Origin of the sequence: Limnohabitans sp. 2KL-51 (genome assembly GCF_003063645.1) — a bacterium.
In the GTDB taxonomy this organism is placed as follows: domain Bacteria; phylum Pseudomonadota; class Gammaproteobacteria; order Burkholderiales; family Burkholderiaceae_C; genus Limnohabitans_A.
This window is the reverse complement of record NZ_NESJ01000007.1, coordinates 210,512-233,304: the sequence shown is the minus strand read 5'-3', so window position 1 is coordinate 233,304 and position 22,793 is coordinate 210,512. Positions and strand designations below refer to the sequence as shown.

Genomic DNA, 22,793 nt, shown 5'->3' with positions numbered 1-22,793 from the left:
AAAGTTTCAGCGGCCAGTGAACACCGGTTTGCGCTTTTCCATGAAGGCGGTACGTCCTTCGGTGAAGTCGGCGCTGTTGAAGCATTGCGACACCAAGCGGTCGCACAGAGCGGCGTCGCGCATTGCGTCGTCTTTGACAATTTCGCCCACAATGGTTTTGATGGACGCCACAGTCAGGGGCGCATTGGCCGAAATGGTGTCGGCATATTGCTGCACAAAGCTGAGCAATTCATCCTTGGGGACCATGCGGTTGATCAAGCCCATGCTTTGCGCCTCCGTGGCACTGAATTGCCGAGCGGTGAAAAATATTTCCTGGGCAAATGCTGGACCCACCACGTCCACCAGTTTGCGCACGCCATCGAATTCGTAGCCCAGCCCCAGTTTGGCTGCGGGCACAGCAAATCGTGCGTTGTCGGCCGCAATGCGAATGTCACAATTCAAAGCCACGGCCACGCCACCGCCGATGCAATAGCCCTGAATCATGGCCAAGGTGGGTTTGTTGAGTTTTTTCAGGGCCTGCATGCCTCGTTCGGCCACTTCGTCGTAATGACGGGTGGCCTGCGCCGAGTCACGTTGCTCGGCAAATTCCGAGATGTCAGCGCCCGACACAAAGGCCTTGTCGCCCGCCCCCTGCACCACCACCACCCGTATGTCGTCATCGCGCGCAAAGTCGTATGCAATGTCTGCCAGTCCCTGCCACATCTCCAGTGACACGGCGTTGTGCCGGGCCGGGTTGTTGAAGGTGATCCAGCCCACATGCTTGTCTTTGTGGGCAGTCATCTTGTCGGTTTTCAAAAGGATCATGAGGCGACTCCAAAGGGATTTTCCCCAGTATGTGCCGCAACGGTTTGCGCAAAGGTTACCCGTGTGACAGACGCCCAAGAGGGGTTGGGCCACCGACCAAGCCAAAGCGCCACCTCCACACGGATGATTTAACGGTGCAAAATATCAACCATGATCGGTATGCATTAAATGAATATCAAAGACTTGGACCTGAACCTTTTGCGTTTGTTTGACGCGGTGTGGCGCACGCGCAGCGTGAGCCTGGCCGCTCAGCAACTGGGCATGTCGCAGCCGGCGGCCAGCCAGGGTTTGGCGCGTTTGCGGACCATGTTGGGCGATGCCCTGTTTGAGCGCAACGGCTCGGGCGTGCGGCCCACGCCGCGCGCCGACCGGTTGGCGCAAGGGGTGCAAATGGCCTTGGCCACGATCGAAGAGGCCTTGAACGCCTCGCAGGTGTTTGACCCGCAGCGGTCCAAGCGTGTGCTGCGCGTGCACCTGAGCGACATTGGCGAAGCGCGTTTTTTACCTGAGCTGGTGCTGGTCTTGCAGCGCCTGGCGCCGGGCATGCGGCTCGAAGCCAGGCCTGTGCCGCACGACCAAATTGGGGCAGCCTTGGACAACGGCCAGTTGGACCTGGCGATCGGTTTCTTGCCCGAGGTGGTCGATACCTTGCAGCAGCCCTTGCTCAGCGACCGCTATGTGGTGCTGATGCGCCAGGGCCATCCCGTGGCCAAGCGATGGGGCCAGTTGCAAAAAAAGGCTGGTGCATCAAACGATGCAACACACGCCTTGTTGGCAGAACTCGAGTTTGCTGCTGTGCGCACACATGCTGACACGCTGCGTATTTTGGAGCTGATGCATTGGCAACATCGACTGCGCCTGACTGTGAGTCATTTCCTGTCACTGCCTGGCATCGTGCGCAGCAGCGATCTGGCGGTGCTCATGCCGCGCAATTTTGCGCAAGGCTTTGCACAGGCGGGCGAGTTGGCCATCATCGAGCCCGATTTGCCCTTGCGCGATTTCACGGTGTCCATGCACTGGAGTCAGCGCTTTGACAGAGACCCTTGCCTGCAGTGGTTGCGCGAGTACGTCTCGCAGTTGTTCAGTTCGAGTCAGGGCAAAGCATGAGCCATTTCAAACCTTACCTCAGCAAAAACGAATCGCCCAGCCGTACCGATGTAGAAGCCCTGCGTGGCTTGACTTTGCTGGAATTTGGCACCGACTGGTGCGGCCATTGCCGCGCAGCGCAGCCCTTGATCGCGCAGGCTTTGGCCACGCCAACAAAGTGGCAGCACTTCAAAATCGAAGACGGCCCGGGCCATGCACTGGGCCGAAGCTACCGCGTCAAGCTTTGGCCCACGATGGTGCTGTTGCGCGATGGTCAGGAGGTGGGGCGTCTGGTGCGGCCTGCGGCCGCGCAGGACATTGAAAGCGCGATGTCAAAGTCTTGATGGGGTGGTGTGGCACCTACTGATCCGGCCCGATGAAGTTTGAATTGCCTATGTTTTTGTCGACCATCTGGATCTATGGGTCTTTGTAGGAGCCCACCCTGTGGGCGAAGGCTTGCAGGGCGAGTTCGACGCCCATCGCCCACAGGGGTGGGCTCCTACAAAAAAGCGATCCGTTGCAAGTAGTTCAAGCCAGCAAAGCCCCAGCGTCTTCGTACCAAAACATCAGCGCCGCGTCGTAGCTTTCCCACACACAGCCATTGCAACCGCGCCCGCAGCACGAGGTGGGCTCGGGTGGCGGCTCTCTGAAGTCGTGGCCTGCGGCTTGCAGGCGTTCCTGAAACTGCGCAATGCCTCGGCGCACGGAAGCGCGCTGGGATGCGTAAGGATCGATGATGAGGTGCTCTTCGTTCGAGGTCATGCCGTATTGTCGATCAGCTCGTGCATGGTTTTTGTTGGTCGGTCTTCACGAGCTGCCCTTGCACCACGGTGTGCGCAATCAGCCGCTCATCGCCCAGCACGATCATCGCAAACAGCCATTCGGCCAGTGTTTCGGTTTGCGCGGTGCGGCGCGCCAGCAGCGGCGTGGCCTGGGGGTTGAGCGCCACGAAGTCAGCTTCGCAGCCGGGCAGCAGGTTGCCTACCTTGCCGTCCAAATCCAGCGCAGCAGCAGCCCCCGCTGTGTGTTGCCACCACAGGTGTTCAGGGGCGAGGCTGATGCCGGGGCGACCCACGCTTTGCCGGGCCATGGTGTAGGCCGCGTGCATGGTGTGAAAGGGGCTGAAGCTGGTGCCGCCGCCCACGTCGCTCGCCAGGCCGTAGCGCATGCCTGCAGCATCCGATGCGGCGTAGTCAAAAAAGCCACTCCCCAAAAACAGGTTGCTGGTGGGGCTGACGGCGGCGGTCGCACCGACCTCGGCCATGCGGTGGCGGTCCGTTTCATCCAGGTAGATGCAGTGCGCGTAAACCGAGCGCTGGCGCAAGAGCCCTGCGCGGTCGTACACATCGAGGTAGCTTCGCTCCTTGGGAAAGAGTTCGTGCACCCAGCGGATTTCGTCGAGGTTTTCGGCAGCGTGTGACTGAATCCACACGTTGGGGAACTGCTGGGCGATCTCACCCGCACCGTGCAGTTGGGCCTGTGTGCTGGTGGGCGCAAAGCGCGGCGTGATGGCGTAGCCCAGGCGGTCCACGCCATGCCAGCGGCGAATCAGGTCCTCCGTCTGGCGCAAGCTCAACTCGGTGTCGGTGTCGCGCAGGCCATCGGGGCTGTGGCGGTCTTGCAGCACTTTGCCGGTGATCATGCGAAGACGGCGCTTTTGCGCCTCGGCCATGAACACATCCACCGATTCGGGGTGGGCGGTGGCAAAGCACAGGGCGGTGGTCACGCCATGGCGCATCAGCTCATCCAGAAAGAAGTTCGTTACTTCGTGCGCGTAAGCGGGCTCTGAAAACTGCTTTTCGTGCGGAAAGGTGTAGTGCTCCAGCCAGGGCAGCAGGCCGTCGGCGGGCGAGCCGATCACATCGGTTTGCGGGTAGTGGATGTGCAGGTCGACAAAGCCGGGCGCGATGCACAGGCCGGGCCAGTGGGTCACGGGCAGGTCGGGGTAGTGCGGCGCGAGGTCGCGGTAAGGGCCTATCGCCTGGATGCGCACGATGCCATCGGCTTCGCGGTCGGTCACCAGCAGGCCGTCGGCTTCGTGGCTGGCATTCGGCTGGGCCGGGTCGGCGAACCAAAGCAAGCTGGCTCGCCATGCTTGGCGTTCGGTCAGTTGGGAGGCGCAGCTCATAGGGCGATCGTGGGGCAGTGAGGGGGCAATACGGGGATAAACACCCGGGAAAGGGAAGTGTTCAGAGTGGTACATTGTCCGGCAATCTCATGGCTTGCAAGGGGGGTGTCCAAGGTTGAGGCACAGACTTTGCAAGAGACTCATCTAGACCCTCCATCGCATCCGACATGACCACCCCCCTTTTGTCTTTACAGGGCATCACCAAACGCTACCCGGGCGTGGTGGCCAATCAGGACGTTTCGCTGACCGTGATGCCCGGCCAGGCCCATGCCGTGCTGGGCGAAAACGGCGCGGGCAAATCCACACTGATGAAAATCATCTACGGCTCGGTCAAGCCCGATGAAGGCCAGGTGGTGTTCAACGGCCAGCCGGTCAACATCCGCAACCCGCAAGAAGCCCGCAAGCTGGGCATCAGCATGGTGTTTCAGCACTTCAGCCTGTTTGACACGCTCACCGTGGCCGAAAACGTGTGGCTGGGTCTGGACAAATCGCTGAGCCTGGCCGAAGTGACCGAGCGCATTGTGGCCAAGGCCAGCGAATACGGCTTGGACCTGGAACCCGAGCGCCCGGTGCACACCCTCAGCGTGGGCGAGATGCAGCGGGTGGAGATCATCCGCGCCTTGTTGACCGAGCCCAAGCTTTTGATTTTGGACGAGCCGACTTCGGTGCTGACACCGCAGGCGGTGGAGAAACTCTTTGTGGTGCTGCACAAGCTGGTCAGCCAGGGCGTGAGCATTTTGTACATCTCGCACAAGTTGCACGAGATTCGGGCGCTGTGCAGTGCCTGCACCGTGCTGCGTGGTGGCAAGCTCACGGGCGTGTGCGATCCGCGAGAAGAAACCAACGCTTCGCTCAGCCGCTTGATGATCGGCGCCGAGCCCCCGGCTTTGCAGCATGTGGCGCGTGCGCCGGGCGAGGTGGTGTTGTCAGTGCAGGGCCTGAGCCTCAAGCGGCAAGACCCGTTTGGCGTGGACCTGGACGGCATCAGCCTGCAGGTGCATGCGGGCGAGGTGGTGGGCTTGGCCGGGGTGTCGGGCAATGGCCAAAAGGAATTGATGTGGGCCTTGTCGGGGGAAGACACCCGCTCGGGCGTGCAGTGCGGCGCGGCCAGCGTGAGTTTGTCCGGCCAAGTGGTGGCGGCTTTGGGGCCGGTGCCACGCAGGCAGATGGGTCTGCATTTTGTGCCCGAAGAGCGCTTGGGCCGGGGCGCTGTGCCCTCGCTCAGCTTGTCGCAAAACCTGCTGCTCACGCGCAGCGAGGCCGTGGGCGCGGGCGGTTGGGTTCGCATGGGCGTGCTGGCCGAACAGGCCCGCAGCATCATCGATCGCTTCAAGGTCAAGGCCTCTGGGCCGGATGCCGCAGCGCAGTCGCTGTCGGGCGGCAATTTGCAAAAGTTCATTGTGGGGCGCGAGATCAGCGCGGCTCCCAAGCTGCTCATCGTCTCGCAACCCACTTGGGGTGTGGACGTGGGCGCGGCTGCGCAGATTCGCGCCGAAATTTTGGCGCTGCGTGACGCGGGATGCGCGGTGCTGGTGGTGAGTGAGGAGTTGGAAGAATTGTTCGAGTTGTCAGACCGATTGCATGTGATGGCCAAGGGGCGCTTGTCGCCGTCTGTGGCGCGGGCTGAGGCCACGGTGGAGCGCATTGGCGAGTGGATGAGCGGCTTGTGGCCAGATTCCGCTTCTGCCGTGCCCGCCGAACAAGGAGCCCAACATGCTGCGGCTTGAACCCCGTCCCCAGGCTTCGCGCCTGTGGACTTATGCCTCGCCCGTGCTGGCGCTGGTGCTCACCGTGCTGCTGGGTGTGGCGCTGTTCATGGCCTTGGGCAAAGACCCGGTGCGCGGACTGCAAATGTTCTTTTGGGAGCCGATCAAAACCAGCTACGCCTTGGGCGAGTTGATGGTCAAGGCCACGCCGCTCTTGGTCATTGCTTTGGGTTTGTCGGTGTGTTTTCGGTCCAACGTCTGGAACATCGGGGCCGAGGGGCAGTTCGTCATTGGCGCGGTGTGCGCCGGGGGCGTGGCGCTGTTGGCCGACAAAGACACGGGCCGCTGGATCGTGTTGGCCGTATTGTTGGCGGGTGTGTTGGGTGGCATGTTGTGGGCGGGCATCACGGCGCTGCTGCGGGACCGCTTCAACGCCAGCGAAATTTTGGTCAGCCTGATGCTGGTGTATGTGGCCGACATGGTGCTGAGCTACCTAGTCTATGGCCCCTGGAAAGATCCAGCCGGATTTAATTTTCCGCAGTCCAAAACCTTCGAGGCGGTCACGCAGATCCCGCGTTTGATGGACGGCTCGCGAGTGAGCGTGGGCTTGTTGATGGCGCTGGTGGGGGCGGGCTTTCTTTGGGTGTTCTTGTTTCGCACCCGGGCGGGTTTTGCCCAGCAGGTGGGCGGGCTGGCCCCGGCGGCGGCGCGCTATGCCGGCTTTTCTTCGCGCAAGGCGCTTTGGGTGGCGTTACTCACCTCAGGCGGGGCGGCGGGTCTGGCGGGTGCTTTGGAGGTGGCTGGGCCCATCGGGCAGCTGACGCCTTATGTGCCTGCGGGCTACGGCTTTGCCGCCATCATCGTGGCCTTTGTCGGGCGCTTGCACCCGGCGGGTATGGTGCTGTCGGCCGTGCTGATGAGCATGTTCTACATCGGCGGCGAGTTGGCGCAATCGCGCCTGGGCCTGCCCAAGTCGATCACGGGTGTGTTCCAGGGTTTGCTGCTGTTTTGTTTGTTGGCGTGTGACACGCTGGTGGCCTACCGTCTGCGCTGGGTGGCGTCCAAAAAAGGAGGCGTGTGATGGAGTCGTATGCATTGCTGATCGCAGCCACGCTGAATGCGGGTACGGTGCTGGCCATTGCCGCTTTGGGTTTGCTGATCAATGAAAAAGCAGGTGTGGTGAACTTGGGTGCTGAGGGCCTGATGCTCTGCGCGGCGATTGCCGGTTTTGCGGCCGTGGTGCACACCGGCAACGACTGGCTGGGCTTTGCTGCGGGCATGGGCGCGGGCGCGGTGCTGGCGGCCATTTTTGGGGTGCTGGTGATTTGGCTGGGCACCAACCAGTACGCCACTGGCTTGGCGCTGAGTCTGTTTGGCGTGGGCTTTTCGGCCTTTGTGGGCATTGGCTATGTGAAAGAAATATTGCCCGACCGGCCCCATTTTGCGGTGCCTTATCTGGCCGACATTCCGCTGGTGGGTCCTGCTTTGTTCAAACAGCACCCGCTGGTGTACGGCGCCATGCTGCTGGTGTTGGCACTGATTTGGTTCCTGTACCGCAGCCGCACCGGTTTGGTGCTGCGCGCCGTGGGTGAGTCGCCAGCTTCGGCGCATGCTTTGGGCTACCCGGTACGCCGAATTCGCCTTGCGGCGGTGGTGGCTGGTGGCGCACTGTGTGGCCTCGCCGGGGCGTACATCTCGGTGATCTACACCCCGCTGTGGGTCGAAGGCATGGTGGCGGGCAAGGGCTGGATTGCGCTGGCCTTGACCACCTTTGCCACCTGGCGTCCGGCACGCGTATTGCTTGGGGCTTACCTGTTTGGTGGTGTGACCATGCTGCAGTTCCATTTGCAAGGGGTGGGCGTGCAAGTGCCCAGCCAGTTGCTCACGGCGCTGCCCTACATCGCCACCATCGTGGTCCTGGCCCTGATCTCGCGCAATCCGACATGGATTCGCGTGAACATGCCAGCCTCGCTGGGCAAGCCCTTTTATCCCGGTTCATAATTGCTTTTTTTCAACCCCCCGTAACCCTGTCCTAAAGGAACTGACATGACAGACCTCTCCAAGCGCTCCATCGTCAAGATGGTGGCCCTGACCGCTGTGGCCGCCGCCGCACTGGTCGGCTGTGGCAAAAAAGAAGAAGCCCCAAAAGCTGAAGCACCCGCTGCGGCCAAGCCTGAGCCTTTGAAGATCGCGTTTGCCTACGTCGGCCCTGTGGGCGACGGCGGCTGGACCTTTGCGCACGACAACGGCCGCAAGGAAATAGAAAAAGCCTTCGGCGACAAAGTGGTCACCACTTTCGTTGAAAAAGTGCCAGAAAGCGCTGACGCCGAGCGCGTGATCCGCGACATGGCGGCACAAGGCAACAAGCTGATTTTTGGTACCACCTTCGGCTACATGGAGCCCATGCTCAAAGTCGCTGCAGACAACAAGGGCGTGAAGTTCGAGCACGCCACCGGCTACAAAACCGCCGATAACCTGCGCACTTACGACAGCCGCACCTACGAAGGCGCGTACATGGCGGGCGTGATCGCCGGCAAGATGACCAAGACCAACACGCTGGGTGTAGTCGCTTCGATTCCAATCCCTGAAGTGGTGCGCAACATCAACAGCTTCACCATGGGCGCGCAGTCGGTCAACCCTAAGATCAAGACCAAGGTGGTTTGGGTGAACGAGTGGTTCAACCCACCGAAAGAAACCGAAGCCGCCACGTCGCTGATCAACGGTGGTGCGGACGTGCTGATGCAAAACACCGACTCGTCGGCTGTGCTGCAGACCGCCGAAAAAATGGGCAAGCGTGCCTTCGGTTGGGACTCTGACATGACCGCCTACGGCCCCAAGGCCCACCTGGGTTCGGCCGTGATCAACTGGGGTCCTTATTACGTCAAGGCCGTGGGTGAAGCTTTGGAAGGCAAGTGGAGCACTGGTTCGAGCTGGTGGGGCGTGAAAGAAGGCGCGATCGAGATGGTCAACGTGGCCGCTGACGTGCCAGAAGACACCAAGAAGAAGATCGACGAAATCAAAGCAGGTTTGAAAGCCGGTACCTTCTCCATCTGGAAGGGTCCGATCGTGGACCAGGCCGGTAAAGAAATGCTGGCCAAAGACGCTGTCGCCGACGATAAGTTCCTGGGCGGCGTGATGTTCTACGTCAAGGGCGTGGAAGGCAAGATCCCAGGCAAGTGATGGGTGCACACAGCGGCCTTCGGGCCGCCATTGAAAAAGGCTGTCCATGGACAGCCTTTTTTGTTGGAGCAGGTTCAGCGCGTTACGGCCTCAATTCACGCGCATCGGCCCAGCAGGCATGGGTGCCGCTGCTGATGCGGTGGGGCAAGATGATGCGCGCCACCGGGCCTGCATCGATGTGCTGCGCATTCAGCACCACACATTCCGATTGATCGGTGTTCATGTCGGTCACAAAGCTCACCACATAGCCGTCGTCTTCGCTTTGGGCATCGTGGCAGGGTGCCATGGGGGACTCGCTGCCAAAGCGGCCTTCGCCGAACAGGTAGGTTTGCGATTGCCCAGTGGTGTGGTCGTACCGCAGGATGCCATCGAACAGGAACGAGCCCGGGTGCGCGATCATGTTGTAGGCATAGCGGTAAGGCTGACCCCAATAAGCGGCATTGATCATGCCGAATTCCAGATGCCTTTCATCCAGCCTTCTTTCTGAACTTTGCCCAGTGCGCAGGTTCAACCGCCATTCGTACAAGGTGGGGCCGTAACGTTCGGGTCCCAAGGTGTTGCCCGAGTTGTCATAGCCAGCCTTGGGCATGGGGGTTTTCTGGTGGTAGCCGTGCAGCACGATCTCGTCGCCTTCTTCCCAAGCGTTGAGCCAGTGCAGCACATAGGTGGGGCTGGCCTCAAACCAGCGGATGCCGGTCTGGGGTGCGCCTCGTCGGGGTACCACTGCAAAACGTGAAGGCTGCTGCTCAAAGTAGCGCAGCTTGTGTTTGCCCTGTGGCAGCAAATCTTCGTCCCAGTGCAGGGGGAAGTCGTTGAGGATGGCAAAGTGTTCGGTGAACACCATGTCGTGCGGCAAGCGGGGGCCAGGCAGGGGCACGGGGATGTAGTGCACCAAATGGTTGTGGCGGTCGACCTCGCCGTAGTGCATGAAAGGGGCCTGCTTGCTGTAGTTGAAAAACAGCAAATCGCCAGTCCGGGGGCAAACTTTGGGGTGGGCGCTGATGCCGCCATCGGGCAGAACTTGGCGGCCCCAGTCGTCCACGCCTTTGAACTCGAGTGTGCGGGCATCGAGCCGGTAGGGCTCGCCGCATTGGTAAAACGTGGTCAGTGCCATGCCGGCATGCACGATCACATCGGTGGCCGAGCTGTCGCGCAGGCCGCCACGAGCGCCCCAACCCGGGCGCAAAGCCAACGAGGGTTTGTCGATCAGCCCGGCATACAAAGCCTGTCCAGCGGCTTGCTCCTCCATGAAGGCTTGGGTACGGATGAAGCGGTTGCGGTATTCGCAGCGGCCATGCTCAAAATGCATCATGTGCAGCATGCCATCGCCATCGAACAGGTGGTAGGTGCCCAAGGGCTGGTGCACCGGGTTTTGCGTGTTGCGCAGATAGACACCGTTCAGGCGTTCTGGGATTTCACCAATGACCTGCAAGTCGGTGGCATTCCATTCCTGGTAGTTGGGCGTGAAAGGCCCGGTCATCAGCGGATGCTTATCCGCAATCAGGGTGGGCCGGATTTCAGCAACGAGTTCAGCGTGCATAGGTGGCTTTATGGGGAATGGCCAAGGGCTCAAGGGTGTTTAAAGTTCATGAGGCCCATCGGATCGGTACGGGCTTCAGTCCAGCACAATGCCGCCGATTGCCTGGATGACTTTGCCCCAACGTTCTGCATCCTCCTTGAGCCAATTCCTCAGTTTGTCGGGTGTGCTTCCTGTCAAGGTGTAGCCCAGTGAAGTGAACCGATCAGACACTGAGGGATCATTCAGTGCCGTGATGGTGTCTGCGGACACCTTGTTCAAAATGGCTTGAGGTGTGCCTACCGGTGCGAGCAGACCAAAACGCGCATAGGTGCCCTCCATGGCGGGATAAGCCTGCTCGGTGAAGGTGGCGACATCCGGCAGCAAGGGTGACCGTGCGGGCCCGTTGATGGCAATGGCTCTGAGCTTGCCTGCTTTGATCTGGGATTGCGCTGTCGCCAAGTCGGCCAGAGTCAGTGTGATTTGCCCAGCAATCAAGTCGCTCACGGCGGGCCCTGTGCCTTTGTAGGGCACATGGATCATGTCTATGCCAGCCCCCTGATTAAAGGCTTCAATGGCCAGATGCGCTCCCGATCCCTGTCCAAAAGAGCCATAGCTTAATTTTTTGGGTTGCGCTTTGGCCAATGCCACCAGCTCTTTGAGGTTGGTGACGGGTGTGGTGCTGTTGACCAAAAAGGCAGCAGGTGCAATGCCTACGTGCGAGACCGGCGCCAGTTGCTTGAGCGGATCGTGAGGCAGTTTTCGAAAAATGACGGGGTTGATGACAAGGGGTGAGGCCGAGCTCATCAGCAGTGTGAAACCATCCGGTGCGGCTTTGACCACGGCATCTACGCCGATGATGCCCGAAGCTCCCGCTTTGTTTTCGACCACCACCGATTGTTTCCAGATTTCGGACAGTCGCTGCGCCAGGGTCCGGGCGATCAGATCAGAACCAGAACCCGCCGCTGTGGGCACAATGATTCGCACGGGCTTGTCGGGCCATGGCGATTGGGCACAGACCAAGCCTGTCAAACAGGCCAAAAAAATACCCGTCCAAAAACGAATGGCATGTCGGCAAGTTTTGAGTTGCGGTATTTCAAAGTGGTTCATTTTCATCTCCGTTTTGAAGCTGATGGGGCAGGGTTTCATGCAAATGTGAAATGCCTGCAGCGTCTCTGCCTGTTAACTCTGTCAATTCGTAGCTGTGACTGACATCCGTGTAATCCCGGTAACCCAAACGGGCCAAAGGCCTGATACGGCTGATGTCGATGCGCCCATCTTCGGTCAAGGCACTTTCTTCTATGTGAATCCCCACGACCTCAGCCACCAAAATCCATGCCGATGCGTCCAGGCCGCGGCCAGGAACATGCAGTTTTTGCGTCAGTCGGCATTCAAAGTGGACAGGTGAGCCTTTGACCCTGCGCGCTTGAACATGCCGAGATGGCAACCATGGAATGTTCAGTGCCTCAAACTCATCGACCCCAGGTGCCATGTCTTTGGAAGAACCCAACACCCAGTCCTTGAGGTCATAGGTGGCCATGTTCCAGACAAACTCGCCTGTCTCCAGAATATTGGCCGTGGTGTCCTTGAGCTGCCCGGACTCTCTTGCATTGGCCGCCACCATCACGGTGGGTGGGTCCCAGGTGATGTTCTGAAATTGGCTGTAAGGCGCCAAATTGTGAATCCCACTGGCACTGACGGTCGAAATCCAACCGATAGGACGTGGCACACAACAGGACTTGAAAGGGTTGTAGGGCAGGCCAGAGACTTCGGATTGGGGCGAATAAAACATGATCGAGCAGCCTATTCGCTGGCCTTGAAGCCAGAGATCTTCACCGCTTCTTGCCAACGCTTGGCATCGTTGCGGGTAAAGGTCTGGAACTCAGCGGAAGTAAAGGGCAAAGGCTCGAAGTCAATGGCGCGCCACTTTTCGATGATGGTCTGTGATTTGAGGACTTTCGAGAATTCGGTTTGCAGTTTGTTGATGATGACATCGGGAGTTCCTGCAGGCGCAGACAAGCCTGACCAGATGTAGATTTCCAGATCAGGCAGACCTTGTTCGGTGAATGTGGCCACATTGGGCAACAGGGGCGAGCGCTGCGGGCTGGTCAGTGCAAGGACTTTGATCTTGCCCGATTCCACATGGGATTTGACAGCCATCAGGGGTAAAAAGGCGGCCTGCACCTGACCCCCCAGCAAGTTCTGCACGGCCGGTGGTGTGCCGTTGAAGGGCACATGCACCATGTTCATGCCGGTGCGCTGGTTCATGATCACCCCGGCAAAGTGCGAGGAGTTACCGGCGGTGAATGAGGCATAAGAGACCCCACCGCTTTGGGTTTTGGCCCAGGCTACGAATTCCTTGACGTTGTTGGCAGGCACATTGGCCGCATTCACGGCCAGGACCAGCGATGCCCCCAAAAATCCGGTCACGGGTTTGTAGCTTTTTTCAGGGTCGTAAGGCAATTTGGCAAAGGTGTAGGGGTTGATGGTCATCATGCTGGTGTTGGACAGGAGCAGCGTGTAACCATCGGGCGCGGCCTGCATCACGTTCTGAGCGGCAATGATGCCGGACCCCCCGGGTTTGTTGTCCACGACAATGGGTTGGCCGGTGTTTTTCTTGAATTCCTCGGCCACCTGTCTTAAGGCGTTGTCCAGGGTGTTGCCCGGTGCAAATGGCACAACCACACGGATGGGGCGTTCTGGGAAATTGGGCGCCTGTGCAAGGGCTGTGCCCGCGAACAGGAATGCGGCCAAGGTGAAAAGAGCAGAGCGTTTGTGCATGTGATTCTCTCGTGATAAGTGGATGTCTTCAGTGAAAGAGGGACGCCAGGACCTTGGCAACTGCGGGCGCTTGCTGCACGGGCAGCATGTGACCACTTTTGGGAATGATGCAGGTTTGGGCATGGGGAATGCATTGCGCCAATTGATGGGTCAGCTGCGGCGGAGTTACACGGTCGTGTTCGCCACACAAAAGCGCCACAGGCAAACTCAGTCGGGACAGCGCCTCACGGTGATCGGCGCGGCCCATGATGGCGCGAGTCTGGCGCAGGGCGGTTTCGCAACCCACCGACAACAACATCTGCCGCAAGCGTTCCTGAACGGCTTCGCTGGCTTCGTGTGTTCCGAACTTCACGATGCCATCCACCACTTTCGGAAAATTGGCCTGCATGGCCGACATGGTTTTTTCACGAACAGTGCGACTGTCGTTCGACTCGGGTAGTGGGGAGGTTGACAGCAAAGCGGCTGCCGAAAGAGGCCTTTGTGGGTGAGCCAGCATCTTGATGGCGACATATCCGCCCAAAGAAAACCCCGTCACCATGACGGGTGTGCTCAGGGGAACATCGTCTAACTGCTGCCAGGCATCGCGGGCCATTTCGGCAATGCTTTCCTGGGTTTGTACATTGGCGATGCGCACTGTCCAGTCGCCCGGCAGACAAGGCAGCACATCGTCCCAGACGCTGGCATCGTTGAGCATGCCGGGGATCAGCAGCAAGACCGGCTTCATGAGGTGACCTCGTTGGAGGCTAAGGTTTGTGGCAGGCTGCCAGAGGCCACCAATGCACGCAATTCCCGCTTCAGGACTTTGCCAACCGGATTGCGGGGCAGTTCGTCAAGCAGGATCATTTTTTCGGGCCATTTGAAGGAGGCCACTTCTTTGACATTTTTCAGGTAATCGACCAAATCCTGCAAGCAGATGTCTTGATCCGGTTGTGCCACCACCACGGCACAAACCCGCTCGCCCATGACCGGGTCGGGCATGCCAATGACCGCACTGTCGCGCACTTTGGGGTGGCTCATGAGAAGGCCTTCGATTTCTTCCGAGGAGATGTTCATGCCGCCCCGGATCACGATGTCTTTTTGTCGCCCGCAAAAGCGGTAAAACTGAAGTTCATTGCCTGCAATTTCAAACAGATCCCCGGTGCAGTAATAGCCTTGTTCATCAAAGGCCCGAGCGGTGAGTTCGGGGGCTTTGTAATAGCCGCTGAAAATGGTGGGGCCTTTGAAGCGCAATTCGCCCACGCGCCCTTCACTCAGGATGTCCTCGCCGGTGTCGATGTCGACCAACCTTGTCTGGATTTTCTGGGACACAGACATATTCCAGTTGAAGCCCGGCACGCCCATGCGGGGGAAATACAAGGCCCGTTGACGGCGTTCGGGCATGTCCAGAGGGGATGAACTCAAGGCCGCGCCTTCATTGGAGCCGAAATAATTGACCACTTCGATGTCGAACTGGGTCTTCATTTCCTCCATCATCCACTCGGACAACGGGCCACCACCCGAGCCTACGCTTTTGAGCCGGCTCAAATCAACGCCTTGCATTTTTTCGGGCTGCTTGAGCAGCATGTTCAGCACGGCCGGCGCTGCCACGCTGTAGTCCATCGGATGGGCGCGCAGTTGCGCCACAAACACTTCCAAGTCAAAGGGGTGGTGGTGGTGCAAGGTGCCCCCCACGACCAGCCAGGCGGCCAGACTGGAAGACACCCCCGCCATGTTGACGAAGGGGAATGGAATCAACAATTGGGCACCCCGTTGCAATTGCCCAGCTTGGCTGACCGATTGCCCGGCGATCAGCCATTCGTTGTGATTCCTGGGCACACCCTTAGAGCGCGCCTCTGTGCCGGAGGTCCAGCAGATCGTGAGCACATCGTGAGCGGTGACGTCCATGTCATGGCTGTGCTGGCGCAATTGCTGGGCGCTCCAAGTCGGCGCATCGGCCAGCAACTGGGACAGGCTCGTCACGCCGTCTGGCAGGTCTTGACCCAGCGACCAGATGTGCTGCAAGCCGTCAAAGTGTTTCGCTTGCAGGGCCCATTGCTGGGCCGCCGGGTAGTTGCCAATGTGCTGGGTGGTGATGGCCAGTTTGGCATGCGTGATGGCGAAAACATGCGTCAGTTCATGCGTTCGGTATTGGACCGGCACAGGTGAGACCACGATGCCATTGATGGCGCACGCCAAGTAAATGGCATGCATTTCCACGCAGTTGGGCAGTTGCATGACGATGACGTCGTCCTTGCGCAGCCCTTGCAAGTAAAACAAGGCGCAATAGCGTCCGACTTGCGTCAGCAACTGCGCCCATGTCCAGCTTTGGGGATCGTCGCCGCTGATGCTGCGACGGTTTGGGGGGTCCACGACCGCCATGTCTTGGGCTTGCTGCTCGGCCGTTCTGATGAACAGCTCGCCCATGGTTTCTTCGGTCCACCAGCCCTGCTCTACATAGGCTTTTATTTTTTCGGGTGACACCAAAATCATGTTTATTTCCAGCGGTTCAAGGTGCTCTGACTGACAAATGTGGCGTGAAATCCATGGGGCATGCGCCGTGGCAAGAGGATGCGGGCCACAGGGCCCTCGGCGATGCGTGCGCCTTTGCAATCGAAAACCTGGATTTCAGAGCGTTGATCATCCGGGTTCCAGACCGGGACCACCAAATACCCGTCGTCTTCGGATTGCGCGTTGTCACGTGGCGCAAAGCCGGGTTCGTTGTAAAAGTACTTTGGCCCTGCGCTGTAGGCCAAATAGCCCCCCGTGCTCAGGTCGTACTTGACCAGTCCCGGGAAGCGCGGCTCCTCTTTGCCGCCGAGAGGGAAGATGATGTTGTAGGAGTAGCGGTTCTTGCGCCCTTGGTAGAGGCTGTTGATGACCGGAAACTCGGTGTTGAGCACGTCATCGATCACACGCTCATGCGTTTCACCCGTGACCAGGTTGAAGCGCCATTCGTACAGCATGAAATCGCGCTGGCGCAGATGGATGGTTTTTTCCAGTCGACGGCCATCGGGCTGACCATTCTCATCTTCATGCAACCGGTAGGGAGTGCCGACCATGACCACTTCTTCGTCTTCTTCCCACGCATTGACCACATGCAGCATGTAGGTTGGTTTGGCCAGAAACCACCGAATTTCATGGGCTTGCCCATAGCGTGGCAGCACGCCAAAGCGCGAGGGTTGGGTGGCATCAAAGCGCACTTTGTAACGACCCGCCTGCAGGGCCTCGGGGTCGGGGCGCAGCGGAAAGTCATGCAAGATGGTGTAGTGCTCGGTGATGGCCATGTCATGCGGCAAGCTGGGGCCCGGCAGATCGACATCGATCTTGTGCTTGAGCTGCCGGTCAGGTCCGATCACACCGTATTGCATGAAGGGTGCTTGGAGGCTGTAGTCAAAAAACAGCAACTCTCCGGTGTGCTCATCGGGCCTGGAGTGCGCAGAGATGCGGCTGACCGCCCCATCAAAGTCGGCTTTGCCCAGGGTTTCAAGGGTGTCAGGATCGACGGCGTAGGGCATGCCGGAGCGGTACCACATGCTGATCAGGCGACCCGCGTGGTATTTCACATCGGTGTTGGCGGTGTTTTTCTGAGGTTCGTCGGGACGGTCTTCGCGCCAGGGTTCTTTCAGACCCTTCCACAAAGCGCGCCCGGCAGCTTGCTCTTCCTGCAGGGCCGCTGTTTGAACCCAGCGGTTTTTGTAAGTGACCTGGCCATTTTCGAAGCGCACGGCATGCAACATGCCATCGCCATCGTAGGCGTGGTAGCGCCAGTCAGGTGTGTAAAACGCGTTCGGGCCGTTGCGCACGTACAAGCCATTGAGGTCCGTGGGTACCTTGCCAATGACCTTAAGGCTGGTGAACACGTCCTCCTGGTGGATGGGGCCGTTGTTGCCATCGAGTGCCGGAATGTCGTGCACCGGCAAATCATTCAATTGCATGCTTTGTCTCCTGTGAGCCCCTTCTAGCAGAGGACTTTTTTCAACACTCAAGTCTAATGAGTTACTGTTTTTGATCCTTGTCAAATTTCGATATATTGAATATTATTCCGCTATGTTGAATTTTGATGCCGCCATCCACCGCGTTCCAGCGGGCTTGCAGGAGTACGCTGGGGACAAGCAATTTGCCACCACCTTGGCCAGGGGCATGGAGTTGCTGCGGTGTTTTTCGCCTGAGCAGCCCGTGCTGGGGAATAAGGATTTGGTGCAAAAACTGGGTTTGCCGGCTGCCACGGTGTCCCGCTTGACCTACACCCTCATGTGCATGGGTTATCTGACCCAGACCGAGCATTACGGCAAATACCAATTGGGATCGGCCGTGATTTCTCTGGGCTATCCCTTGTTGTCGCAGTTCACCCTGCGCCGACAAGCCAGGCCCTTGATGCAGGAGTTGGCCGAGTCGACGGGTGGGTCCATTTCCATCGGTATCCGGGACCGTTTGACCATTGTGTACATCGAGGCAGTACGCTCCTTCAACAAGCGGATTTATCCCTTAGAGGTTGGCACCAGCCACTCCATGGCGGGCACGGCGATTGGCCGTGCTTACTTGATGTCTTGCCGCCCGCCTGAGCGCGAGGCCTTGCTCAACCAGATTCAGGTCAAAAGCCCCCTAGACTGGCAGCGCTACGGAGGCAAATTGATGGAAAATTTGCAGCAATATCCAAAATATGGCTGCTGCGTTTCCGTGGGGGAAGTTTTCGCCGATGTTCAAGCCGTGGCTGTGCCTTTGGGGCGCATCAACCGTGGGGAATTGGCCGCCATCAACTGCTCTTTTCAAGGGCGTGAACTCGATGAGACCTGGTTGCGCCAACACATTGCGCCGCAGTTACAAGCTGTGGTGCGGCAATTGACTTGAGTCTGTTGCGGCTTTATTTTTGAAGGGAATGGTCTTTGCTGAATCAACTTGAAAACCCCCTGTTGCCCCAACGCACTTGGCGACAAATCCTGTCCGACTTTGGCAGCACCTACGCCGCCAATGCGCTGATTGGCTTTATTTTTGCGGCCACTGGCCCTGTGGCGGTGATGTTGGCGGTGGGCACCCGGGGTGGCTTGTCGCCACAAGAGTTGGCGTCCTGGGTGTTCGGGGTGTTTTTTGTCAACGGCCTGGTCAGCATGCTGATGAGCTGGCGTTACACCACGCCGCTGGCCTTTGGCTGGACGATTCCGGGCTCTGTGCTGGTCGGCCCGGCCTTGCAGCACCTGACCTTTCCCGAGGTGATCGGTGCCTTTTATGTCACCAGTGCTTTGGTGCTGGTGTTGGGCTTGAGTGGTTGGGTCAAGCGTTTGATGGCGGCTTTGCCCATGCCGATCGTCATGGGCATGGTGGCTGGGGTGTTTTTGCGCTTTGGCCTCGACATCGTGCGGGCGCTGCAAAGCGATGTGGCCATTGCAGCCCCGATGGTGGCCGTGTTTTTGTTGCTCTCCGCGCGTGCCGATTGGGGCAGGCGCCTGCCGCCTGTCATCGGCGCTTTGTTGGTGGGGGCTTTGGCGGTGGCGGTGTCGGGCAGGCTGGACGCCTCGGCCGTGGGGCAGCTGAGTTTGGTGCAGCCGGTCATTCAAGTGCCAGTCTGGTCGTTTGCCGCCATGCTGGAGTTGGTGGTGCCGCTGGCCATCACCGTGCTGGTGGTGCAAAACGGGCAGGGTGTGGCGGTGCTCAAAAACGCGGGGCACGAGCCCCCCGTCAACATGATTGCCGTGGCCTGCGGTGTGGGCGCGGCGGTGAGCGCGGTGTTTGGCGCGGTCAGCACATGCCTGACCGGCCCCACCAATGGGTTGCTCACCTCGTCGGGCGACAAGCATCGCCATTACACAGGCGCGTTGATGTTTGGTGTGCTGGCGGTGCTGTTTGGCCTCATGGCGCCCACTTTCACCGGGCTCATGCTGGCCGCGCCCAAAGAATTCATCATGGTGCTGGGTGGTCTGGCCATGTTGCGCGTACTGCAAGGCGCGTTTTTGGCCTCGTTTGGTGCGGGCAAATTTTCGCTGGGCGCACTGGTCAGTTTACTGGTCACAGTGGCAGACATCGGACTTTTCAACATCGGCGCGGCCTTCTGGGCTTTGGTGGTCGGGTTTGCGGTGTCGTGGTGGATGGAGCGGGGCGATTTTCAAAACCGTTGAGACTTTGGGATGCACACAATTCGCGTGTGCATAATAAAAATGGCTCTACTGTCGTTATTTGACGCTATCTCCGTGATTTAGCGTCAAAAATAGGCTATTGATGTTGTGTGAGGAGTAAGCTCTGAGTTGATATCTATCGGCATCAAATCAAACCAACTACCGAGACACCAAAGGGCCATCATGCTGGAACGCTTCATTCAAAACAAGCAACTCGATGCGGCCAAACTCAGCGCCAAAAAGCTGCTGAGTGCAAGGGGAGAGGCCAATGCGCAGAGCATGGCCGTGAAGTTGATCGACCATTACGAGCACCTGGACAAGCGCAGCCAGATCGACTTTTTCCATTTCCTGTCCAGCCAGTTCAACCCGGACCCGGCCATGGTTCTGGATGCCGCCAACAAATACAACGCTGAACGCAATGAGGCCAGCCTGATCCATTTGTGCCAGGCCGTAGAGCCGCCTAGGCAAGAGCTGCTGCGGCGCGTGAACCGGGCACCTGCGGGCACCTCGACCATCTTGAAGATGCGCCAAACCTTGCTGACCTATCTTAAAGAGCACCCGGCTTTTGCCGCCACAGATGCCGACATGCACCACCTGCTCAGCTCATGGTTCAACCCCGGTTTTTTGGAGTTGCACCAAATCACCTGGAACTCGCCAGCCCAGCTGCTCGAGAAAATCATTGCGCACGAGTCGGTGCATGCCATCGATGGCTGGGACGATTTGCGCCGCCGCTTGCAACCGGACCGCCGCTGCTTTGCTTTTTTCCATCCACAACTGCCGGGTGAGCCCTTGATTTTTGTCGAGGTGGCCTTGGTGCCTGGCATCGCCAAAGACATTGCGGGGCTGATTCACAAACAGACCCCGGTGGGCGAACCCAAAAGTTTCAAGGCTGCCATTTTTTACTCCATCAGCAATTGCCAACCCGGCCTCAAAGGGGTGTCCTTGGGCAATTTTTTGATCAAGCGTGTGGCGCAAAAATTGATTGAAGAGATGCCTTCCCTGAAAACTTTTTCTACCTTGTCGCCCATTCCAGGTTGGAGTGCATGGCTGGACGGGGGTGCGCCTTTACCTGAAGAAAAGCTCAGTGCTGTGCAGCGTAGAAAATGGCAAGAAGCCCAAAAAACCCTGTCGATGGGCGGCATGAACTGGGCCGACCGTCTGAAGACCGGCTGGCACCCCGATCGCTGTGCCGATGAGGAAAAAACCGCGATCTTGCGCCTGTGCGCCCTGTACCTGATGCACAAGACCCCCGAAGCCCGGGGCGATGCGGTCGGCAAGTTCCACCTGAGCAATGGGGCGACCCTGCACCAGATCAATTGGGCCGCTGACCTGTCCAAAAAGGGGCTGCAACAGGCCGGTGGACTCATGGTCAATTACCTGTATGAATTGGACAAAGTGGAGGAGCAACACGAGGCCTTTAGCCAAAAGAAGGTCAGTTCTTCACGCGCCGTGGACAAGCTGGTTTAACTGGGTGCTCAGAGCCTGAAGGCGCTGCGCGATGACACTTTGCGTCGGACCTTTGTCAAGCAAAAGACAGGCTTGGCATGTGATTCTGATAGTCTGAATCCATCTTTTATTTCTATCGGGAATTTTTTTGTGAACGCTCTGACTTTGAACCAAGCCCATCAAATTTTGCAAGGTGCCATCCAGGCCGCTCGGGCTGCCAATTACAAACCCATGGGCATCGTGGTGCTCGATGCCTCGGGGCAGTTGGTGGCTTTTTCGCGTGAAGACGGTGCCAGCATGTTCCGCTTCGACATCGCGCGCGGCAAGGCCTGGGGCGCCGTGGGCATGGGTTCGTCGAGCCGTGCGCTGGCCGAGCGGGCCAAGGACAACCCGAACTTTTTTGTCGCCTTGGCCGCTACCGCTGAGGGCAAGTTTTTGCCTCAACCCGGTGCCGTTCTCATCAAGGACTCTGCCGGCCATATCCTGGGTTCTGCCGGGGCCAGTGGCGGCACAGGCGATGAGGATGAGCTGATCTGCATCGCCGGCATAAAGGCTGCTGGCCTGGTGGCGGGTTAAGCCCATGGCCGCGTCCGGAAAAACCAAGGCGGCTTTGCCTCGCGTGGGCATTGTGGGTCTGGGCATCATGGGAGGCACCATGGCCGAGGCTTTGCTGAAACAGGGCTATGCGGTTTGCGGCTGCGACATCGATGCCAAAGCCCAAGCCCGCCTCAAGCGTGCAGGTGGGGTGTGCCTGAGCAGTGCGGCCGAGGTGGCGGGTCGATCGGATGTGGTGATCGTGTCTTTGTCGACCTCGAAGGCGCTGGCCCAGGTGACCGAATCGATCGCTTCTATCCCCAAGGCGCAATGGGCTCACAAGCCTATCTTCATCGAGACCAGCACCTTGCCCATGGCGGACAAAGATGCTTGCGCCCAAGCCTTGGGCAAGTTGGGCATCACCGCCTTGGATGCACCCATCAGCGGCACGGCAGTGCGCATCAAAGAGCGAGCTTGGACGTTTTTTGTCAGTGGCAAGGAAACGGCCTACCGCAAAGTCTTGCCCGTGCTGCAGGTGTTCACCGACAAAGTATCCTTTGTGGGGCCTTACGGCAATGGCACCAAAATGAAGTTTGCGGCCAACCATCTGGTGGCCATTTACAACGTGGCCTATGCTGAATCGGTGACGCTGGCCCGCAAAATGGGGCTGAATCCCCAAGACGTTCTTGATCTCTTTGGCAATAGCCCGGTGCTGGGCACGGGGGTCATGCGGCTGCGCATGCCCATGATGCTGGAGCGTCAGTACAGCCCACCAACCATGAAGGTCGAGGTTTGGCAAAAAGACATGCAGGTGATTGGCGACATGGCCAAGTCGGTGGACTGTCCGACCCCGTTGTTCTCGACCTGCGCCGCCGTCTACACCAGCGCCATGGCCTTGGGACTGGCGATGGAAGACACGGCGTCGACTGCCGAGGTCCTGTCGGCCATGGCGGGCATTGCGCCTGCCAAGGGCCGGGGCAAAAAACCGGTCAAGTCTTGATCTTGGCTTTGGCCGTTGATTGGGTTTTGGCTTTGGCTTTGATTGGGTTTTCCACAGGACTTTTGACAGCTTTGGTCTTGGCAGGGCGTGCCAGTTTCTTAGCTTCTTTTTCCGCTGCTTCGATCAAGGGCAACTCGTCGCGCACCGCCTTGTAGGCGTCCAGAGCCGCAGGACCACCGCAGTAAAGGAAGGAGTGCAAAATCAGCTCGCGCAATTCTTCGCGCGACACGCCATTGCGCACAGCGCCGCGCAGATGAATCTTGATCTCGGCGGGTCGATTCAAGGCGATGCACATCGACAGCGTGGCCAGGCTGCGCTCTTTCAGGGTCAGGCCCGGGCGGGTCCAAACTTTGCCCCAGGCGAACTCGGTGGCCAGTTCCTGAAATGGCATATTCAGGTCATCGGCGTTGGCAAATGAGCGCTCGACGTAGTCATCACCCAGCACTTTTTTGCGCATGGCCAAGCCTGCTTTGTAGCCCTCGGATGGGGGTTGAGTGCTGGGCTTCTTGTTGGTAGATTTTTTCAT

At 58.9% G+C, this 22,793-nt stretch carries 22 protein-coding genes; 11 read left to right on the top strand and 11 right to left on the bottom strand.

Translation table 11 applies throughout. The features are described from left to right. Window positions 1–6: 6 nt before the first annotated feature. Window positions 7–804: an enoyl-CoA hydratase gene (locus tag B9Z49_RS09665; protein ID WP_108353222.1), complete on the bottom strand. Its 798-nt coding sequence runs from the start codon at window positions 802–804 to the stop codon at window positions 7–9. 168 nt (window positions 805–972) lie between these two features. On the opposite strand from B9Z49_RS09665, the gene B9Z49_RS09660 reads away from it, so the two are divergent. After that, window positions 973–1,911: a LysR family transcriptional regulator gene (locus B9Z49_RS09660; RefSeq protein ID WP_108353221.1), complete on the top strand. Its 939-nt coding sequence runs from the start codon at window positions 973–975 to the stop codon at window positions 1,909–1,911. Then, a complete protein-coding gene (locus B9Z49_RS09655; protein ID WP_108353220.1) occupies window positions 1,908–2,234 on the top strand; it encodes a thioredoxin family protein in 327 nt (108 codons plus the stop codon). Before B9Z49_RS09660 ends, B9Z49_RS09655 begins: the two co-directional genes overlap by 4 nt. Window positions 2,235–2,418: 184 nt before the next feature. Here the strand turns inward: B9Z49_RS09655 and B9Z49_RS09650 are convergent, their stop codons facing one another. Together B9Z49_RS09650 and guaD are read right to left on the bottom strand one after the other, a co-directional pair. Continuing rightward, a complete protein-coding gene (locus B9Z49_RS09650; protein ID WP_108353219.1) occupies window positions 2,419–2,652 on the bottom strand; it encodes an oxidoreductase-like domain-containing protein in 234 nt (77 codons plus the stop codon). A 13-nt stretch (window positions 2,653–2,665) separates the two neighbouring features. Continuing rightward, window positions 2,666–4,018 carry a guanine deaminase gene (gene guaD / locus B9Z49_RS09645; RefSeq protein ID WP_108353218.1) on the bottom strand — a complete coding sequence of 451 codons (1,353 nt, stop codon included), beginning with the start codon at window positions 4,016–4,018 and terminating at the stop codon, window positions 2,666–2,668. A gap of 167 nt (window positions 4,019–4,185) precedes the next feature. Here guaD and B9Z49_RS09640 point away from each other — a divergent pair, with 167 nt between their 5' ends. From B9Z49_RS09640 to B9Z49_RS09625, 4 genes are read left to right on the top strand one after another with little or no spacing between them, the layout of a single operon-like run. Continuing rightward, a complete protein-coding gene (locus B9Z49_RS09640) occupies window positions 4,186–5,745 on the top strand; it encodes an ABC transporter ATP-binding protein (RefSeq protein ID WP_108353217.1) in 1,560 nt (519 codons plus the stop codon). Further along, window positions 5,732–6,805 (top strand): ABC transporter permease, encoded by a 1,074-nt coding sequence (locus B9Z49_RS09635; protein ID WP_108353216.1) that lies wholly within the window; start codon window positions 5,732–5,734, stop codon window positions 6,803–6,805. The genes B9Z49_RS09640 and B9Z49_RS09635 overlap by 14 nt, the downstream gene beginning before the upstream one ends. Then, complete coding sequence (locus tag B9Z49_RS09630; protein ID WP_108353215.1) at window positions 6,805–7,725, top strand: ABC transporter permease; 921 nt, start codon at window positions 6,805–6,807, stop codon at window positions 7,723–7,725. The genes B9Z49_RS09635 and B9Z49_RS09630 overlap by 1 nt, the downstream gene beginning before the upstream one ends. 45 nt (window positions 7,726–7,770) lie before the next feature. Next, on the top strand, window positions 7,771–8,904 hold the full coding sequence (locus B9Z49_RS09625) for a BMP family ABC transporter substrate-binding protein (protein ID WP_108353214.1): 1,134 nt from the start codon (window positions 7,771–7,773) through the stop codon (window positions 8,902–8,904). Between the two features lie 82 nt (window positions 8,905–8,986). Here B9Z49_RS09625 and B9Z49_RS09620 read toward each other — a convergent pair whose 3' ends face one another. From B9Z49_RS09620 to B9Z49_RS09590, 7 genes are all read right to left on the bottom strand, one after another. Then, window positions 8,987–10,444: a carotenoid oxygenase family protein gene (locus tag B9Z49_RS09620; RefSeq protein WP_108353213.1), complete on the bottom strand. Its 1,458-nt coding sequence runs from the start codon at window positions 10,442–10,444 to the stop codon at window positions 8,987–8,989. A 75-nt stretch (window positions 10,445–10,519) separates the two neighbouring features. Beyond that, complete coding sequence (locus B9Z49_RS09615) at window positions 10,520–11,530, bottom strand: tripartite tricarboxylate transporter substrate binding protein (RefSeq protein ID WP_158273467.1); 1,011 nt, start codon at window positions 11,528–11,530, stop codon at window positions 10,520–10,522. Further along, on the bottom strand, window positions 11,517–12,212 hold the full coding sequence (locus B9Z49_RS09610; protein ID WP_108353211.1) for a flavin reductase family protein: 696 nt from the start codon (window positions 12,210–12,212) through the stop codon (window positions 11,517–11,519). The genes B9Z49_RS09615 and B9Z49_RS09610 overlap by 14 nt, the downstream gene beginning before the upstream one ends. 11 nt (window positions 12,213–12,223) lie before the next feature. After that, window positions 12,224–13,201, bottom strand: a complete 978-nt coding sequence (locus tag B9Z49_RS09605; protein WP_108353210.1) for a tripartite tricarboxylate transporter substrate binding protein — start codon at window positions 13,199–13,201, stop codon at window positions 12,224–12,226. Between the two features lie 28 nt (window positions 13,202–13,229). Then, window positions 13,230–13,925, bottom strand: coding sequence for an alpha/beta fold hydrolase (locus B9Z49_RS09600; protein WP_108353209.1), 696 nt, complete (start codon window positions 13,923–13,925; stop codon window positions 13,230–13,232). Next, complete coding sequence (locus B9Z49_RS09595) at window positions 13,922–15,670, bottom strand: class I adenylate-forming enzyme family protein (protein ID WP_108353208.1); 1,749 nt, start codon at window positions 15,668–15,670, stop codon at window positions 13,922–13,924. Before B9Z49_RS09595 ends, B9Z49_RS09600 begins: the two co-directional genes overlap by 4 nt. 2 nt (window positions 15,671–15,672) lie before the next feature. Next, window positions 15,673–17,115, bottom strand: a complete 1,443-nt coding sequence (locus B9Z49_RS09590; protein WP_108353207.1) for a carotenoid oxygenase family protein — start codon at window positions 17,113–17,115, stop codon at window positions 15,673–15,675. Between the two features lie 112 nt (window positions 17,116–17,227). On the opposite strand from B9Z49_RS09590, the gene B9Z49_RS09585 reads away from it, so the two are divergent. The 5 genes from B9Z49_RS09585 to B9Z49_RS09565 all read left to right on the top strand — a co-directional run bounded on the left by B9Z49_RS09585 (window position 17,228) and on the right by B9Z49_RS09565 (window position 22,267). Beyond that, window positions 17,228–18,028 carry an IclR family transcriptional regulator gene (locus B9Z49_RS09585; RefSeq protein WP_108353206.1) on the top strand — a complete coding sequence of 267 codons (801 nt, stop codon included), beginning with the start codon at window positions 17,228–17,230 and terminating at the stop codon, window positions 18,026–18,028. A gap of 35 nt (window positions 18,029–18,063) precedes the next feature. After that, on the top strand, window positions 18,064–19,290 hold the full coding sequence (locus B9Z49_RS09580; RefSeq protein ID WP_108353205.1) for a benzoate/H(+) symporter BenE family transporter: 1,227 nt from the start codon (window positions 18,064–18,066) through the stop codon (window positions 19,288–19,290). A gap of 180 nt (window positions 19,291–19,470) precedes the next feature. Further along, entirely contained in the window at window positions 19,471–20,754 is a 1,284-nt protein-coding gene (locus B9Z49_RS09575) for a malonyl-CoA decarboxylase (protein ID WP_108353204.1), read from the top strand. Between the two features lie 129 nt (window positions 20,755–20,883). After that, window positions 20,884–21,309 (top strand): heme-binding protein, encoded by a 426-nt coding sequence (locus B9Z49_RS09570; RefSeq protein WP_108353203.1) that lies wholly within the window; start codon window positions 20,884–20,886, stop codon window positions 21,307–21,309. Between the two features lie 4 nt (window positions 21,310–21,313). Then, window positions 21,314–22,267, top strand: coding sequence for an NAD(P)-dependent oxidoreductase (locus tag B9Z49_RS09565; RefSeq protein WP_108353202.1), 954 nt, complete (start codon window positions 21,314–21,316; stop codon window positions 22,265–22,267). Here B9Z49_RS09565 and B9Z49_RS09560 read toward each other — a convergent pair. Further along, the gene (locus B9Z49_RS09560) at window positions 22,257–22,793 is read right to left on the bottom strand and encodes a carboxymuconolactone decarboxylase family protein (protein WP_108353201.1); all 537 of its coding nucleotides are present in this window, start codon (window positions 22,791–22,793) and stop codon (window positions 22,257–22,259) included. The genes B9Z49_RS09565 and B9Z49_RS09560 overlap by 11 nt on opposite strands.

Excerpts from the sequence above, each read along its gene's own strand:
- B9Z49_RS09605 (WP_108353210.1), bottom strand. The coding sequence starts at position 13,201 with ATGCACAAACGCTCTGCTCTTTTCACCTTGGCCGCATTCCTGTTCGCG.
- B9Z49_RS09620 (WP_108353213.1), bottom strand. The coding sequence starts at position 10,444 with ATGCACGCTGAACTCGTTGCTGAAATCCGGCCCACCCTGATTGCGGAT.
- B9Z49_RS09590 (WP_108353207.1), bottom strand. The coding sequence starts at position 17,115 with ATGCAATTGAATGATTTGCCGGTGCACGACATTCCGGCACTCGATGGC.
- guaD (WP_108353218.1), bottom strand. The coding sequence starts at position 4,018 with ATGAGCTGCGCCTCCCAACTGACCGAACGCCAAGCATGGCGAGCCAGC.
- B9Z49_RS09630 (WP_108353215.1), top strand. The coding sequence starts at position 6,805 with ATGGAGTCGTATGCATTGCTGATCGCAGCCACGCTGAATGCGGGTACG.
- B9Z49_RS09575 (WP_108353204.1), top strand. The coding sequence starts at position 19,471 with ATGCTGGAACGCTTCATTCAAAACAAGCAACTCGATGCGGCCAAACTC.
- B9Z49_RS09565 (WP_108353202.1), top strand. The coding sequence starts at position 21,314 with ATGGCCGCGTCCGGAAAAACCAAGGCGGCTTTGCCTCGCGTGGGCATT.
- B9Z49_RS09640 (WP_108353217.1), top strand. The coding sequence starts at position 4,186 with ATGACCACCCCCCTTTTGTCTTTACAGGGCATCACCAAACGCTACCCG.
- B9Z49_RS09595 (WP_108353208.1), bottom strand. The coding sequence starts at position 15,670 with ATGATTTTGGTGTCACCCGAAAAAATAAAAGCCTATGTAGAGCAGGGC.
- B9Z49_RS09665 (WP_108353222.1), bottom strand. The coding sequence starts at position 804 with ATGATCCTTTTGAAAACCGACAAGATGACTGCCCACAAAGACAAGCAT.
- B9Z49_RS09615 (WP_158273467.1), bottom strand. The coding sequence starts at position 11,530 with ATGAACCACTTTGAAATACCGCAACTCAAAACTTGCCGACATGCCATT.
- B9Z49_RS09655 (WP_108353220.1), top strand. The coding sequence starts at position 1,908 with ATGAGCCATTTCAAACCTTACCTCAGCAAAAACGAATCGCCCAGCCGT.
- B9Z49_RS09585 (WP_108353206.1), top strand. The coding sequence starts at position 17,228 with ATGTTGAATTTTGATGCCGCCATCCACCGCGTTCCAGCGGGCTTGCAG.
- B9Z49_RS09600 (WP_108353209.1), bottom strand. The coding sequence starts at position 13,925 with ATGAAGCCGGTCTTGCTGCTGATCCCCGGCATGCTCAACGATGCCAGC.
- B9Z49_RS09610 (WP_108353211.1), bottom strand. The coding sequence starts at position 12,212 with ATGTTTTATTCGCCCCAATCCGAAGTCTCTGGCCTGCCCTACAACCCT.
- B9Z49_RS09625 (WP_108353214.1), top strand. The coding sequence starts at position 7,771 with ATGACAGACCTCTCCAAGCGCTCCATCGTCAAGATGGTGGCCCTGACC.
- B9Z49_RS09560 (WP_108353201.1), bottom strand. The coding sequence starts at position 22,793 with ATGAAAAAATCTACCAACAAGAAGCCCAGCACTCAACCCCCATCCGAG.
- B9Z49_RS09660 (WP_108353221.1), top strand. The coding sequence starts at position 973 with ATGAATATCAAAGACTTGGACCTGAACCTTTTGCGTTTGTTTGACGCG.
- B9Z49_RS09635 (WP_108353216.1), top strand. The coding sequence starts at position 5,732 with ATGCTGCGGCTTGAACCCCGTCCCCAGGCTTCGCGCCTGTGGACTTAT.
- B9Z49_RS09650 (WP_108353219.1), bottom strand. The coding sequence starts at position 2,652 with ATGACCTCGAACGAAGAGCACCTCATCATCGATCCTTACGCATCCCAG.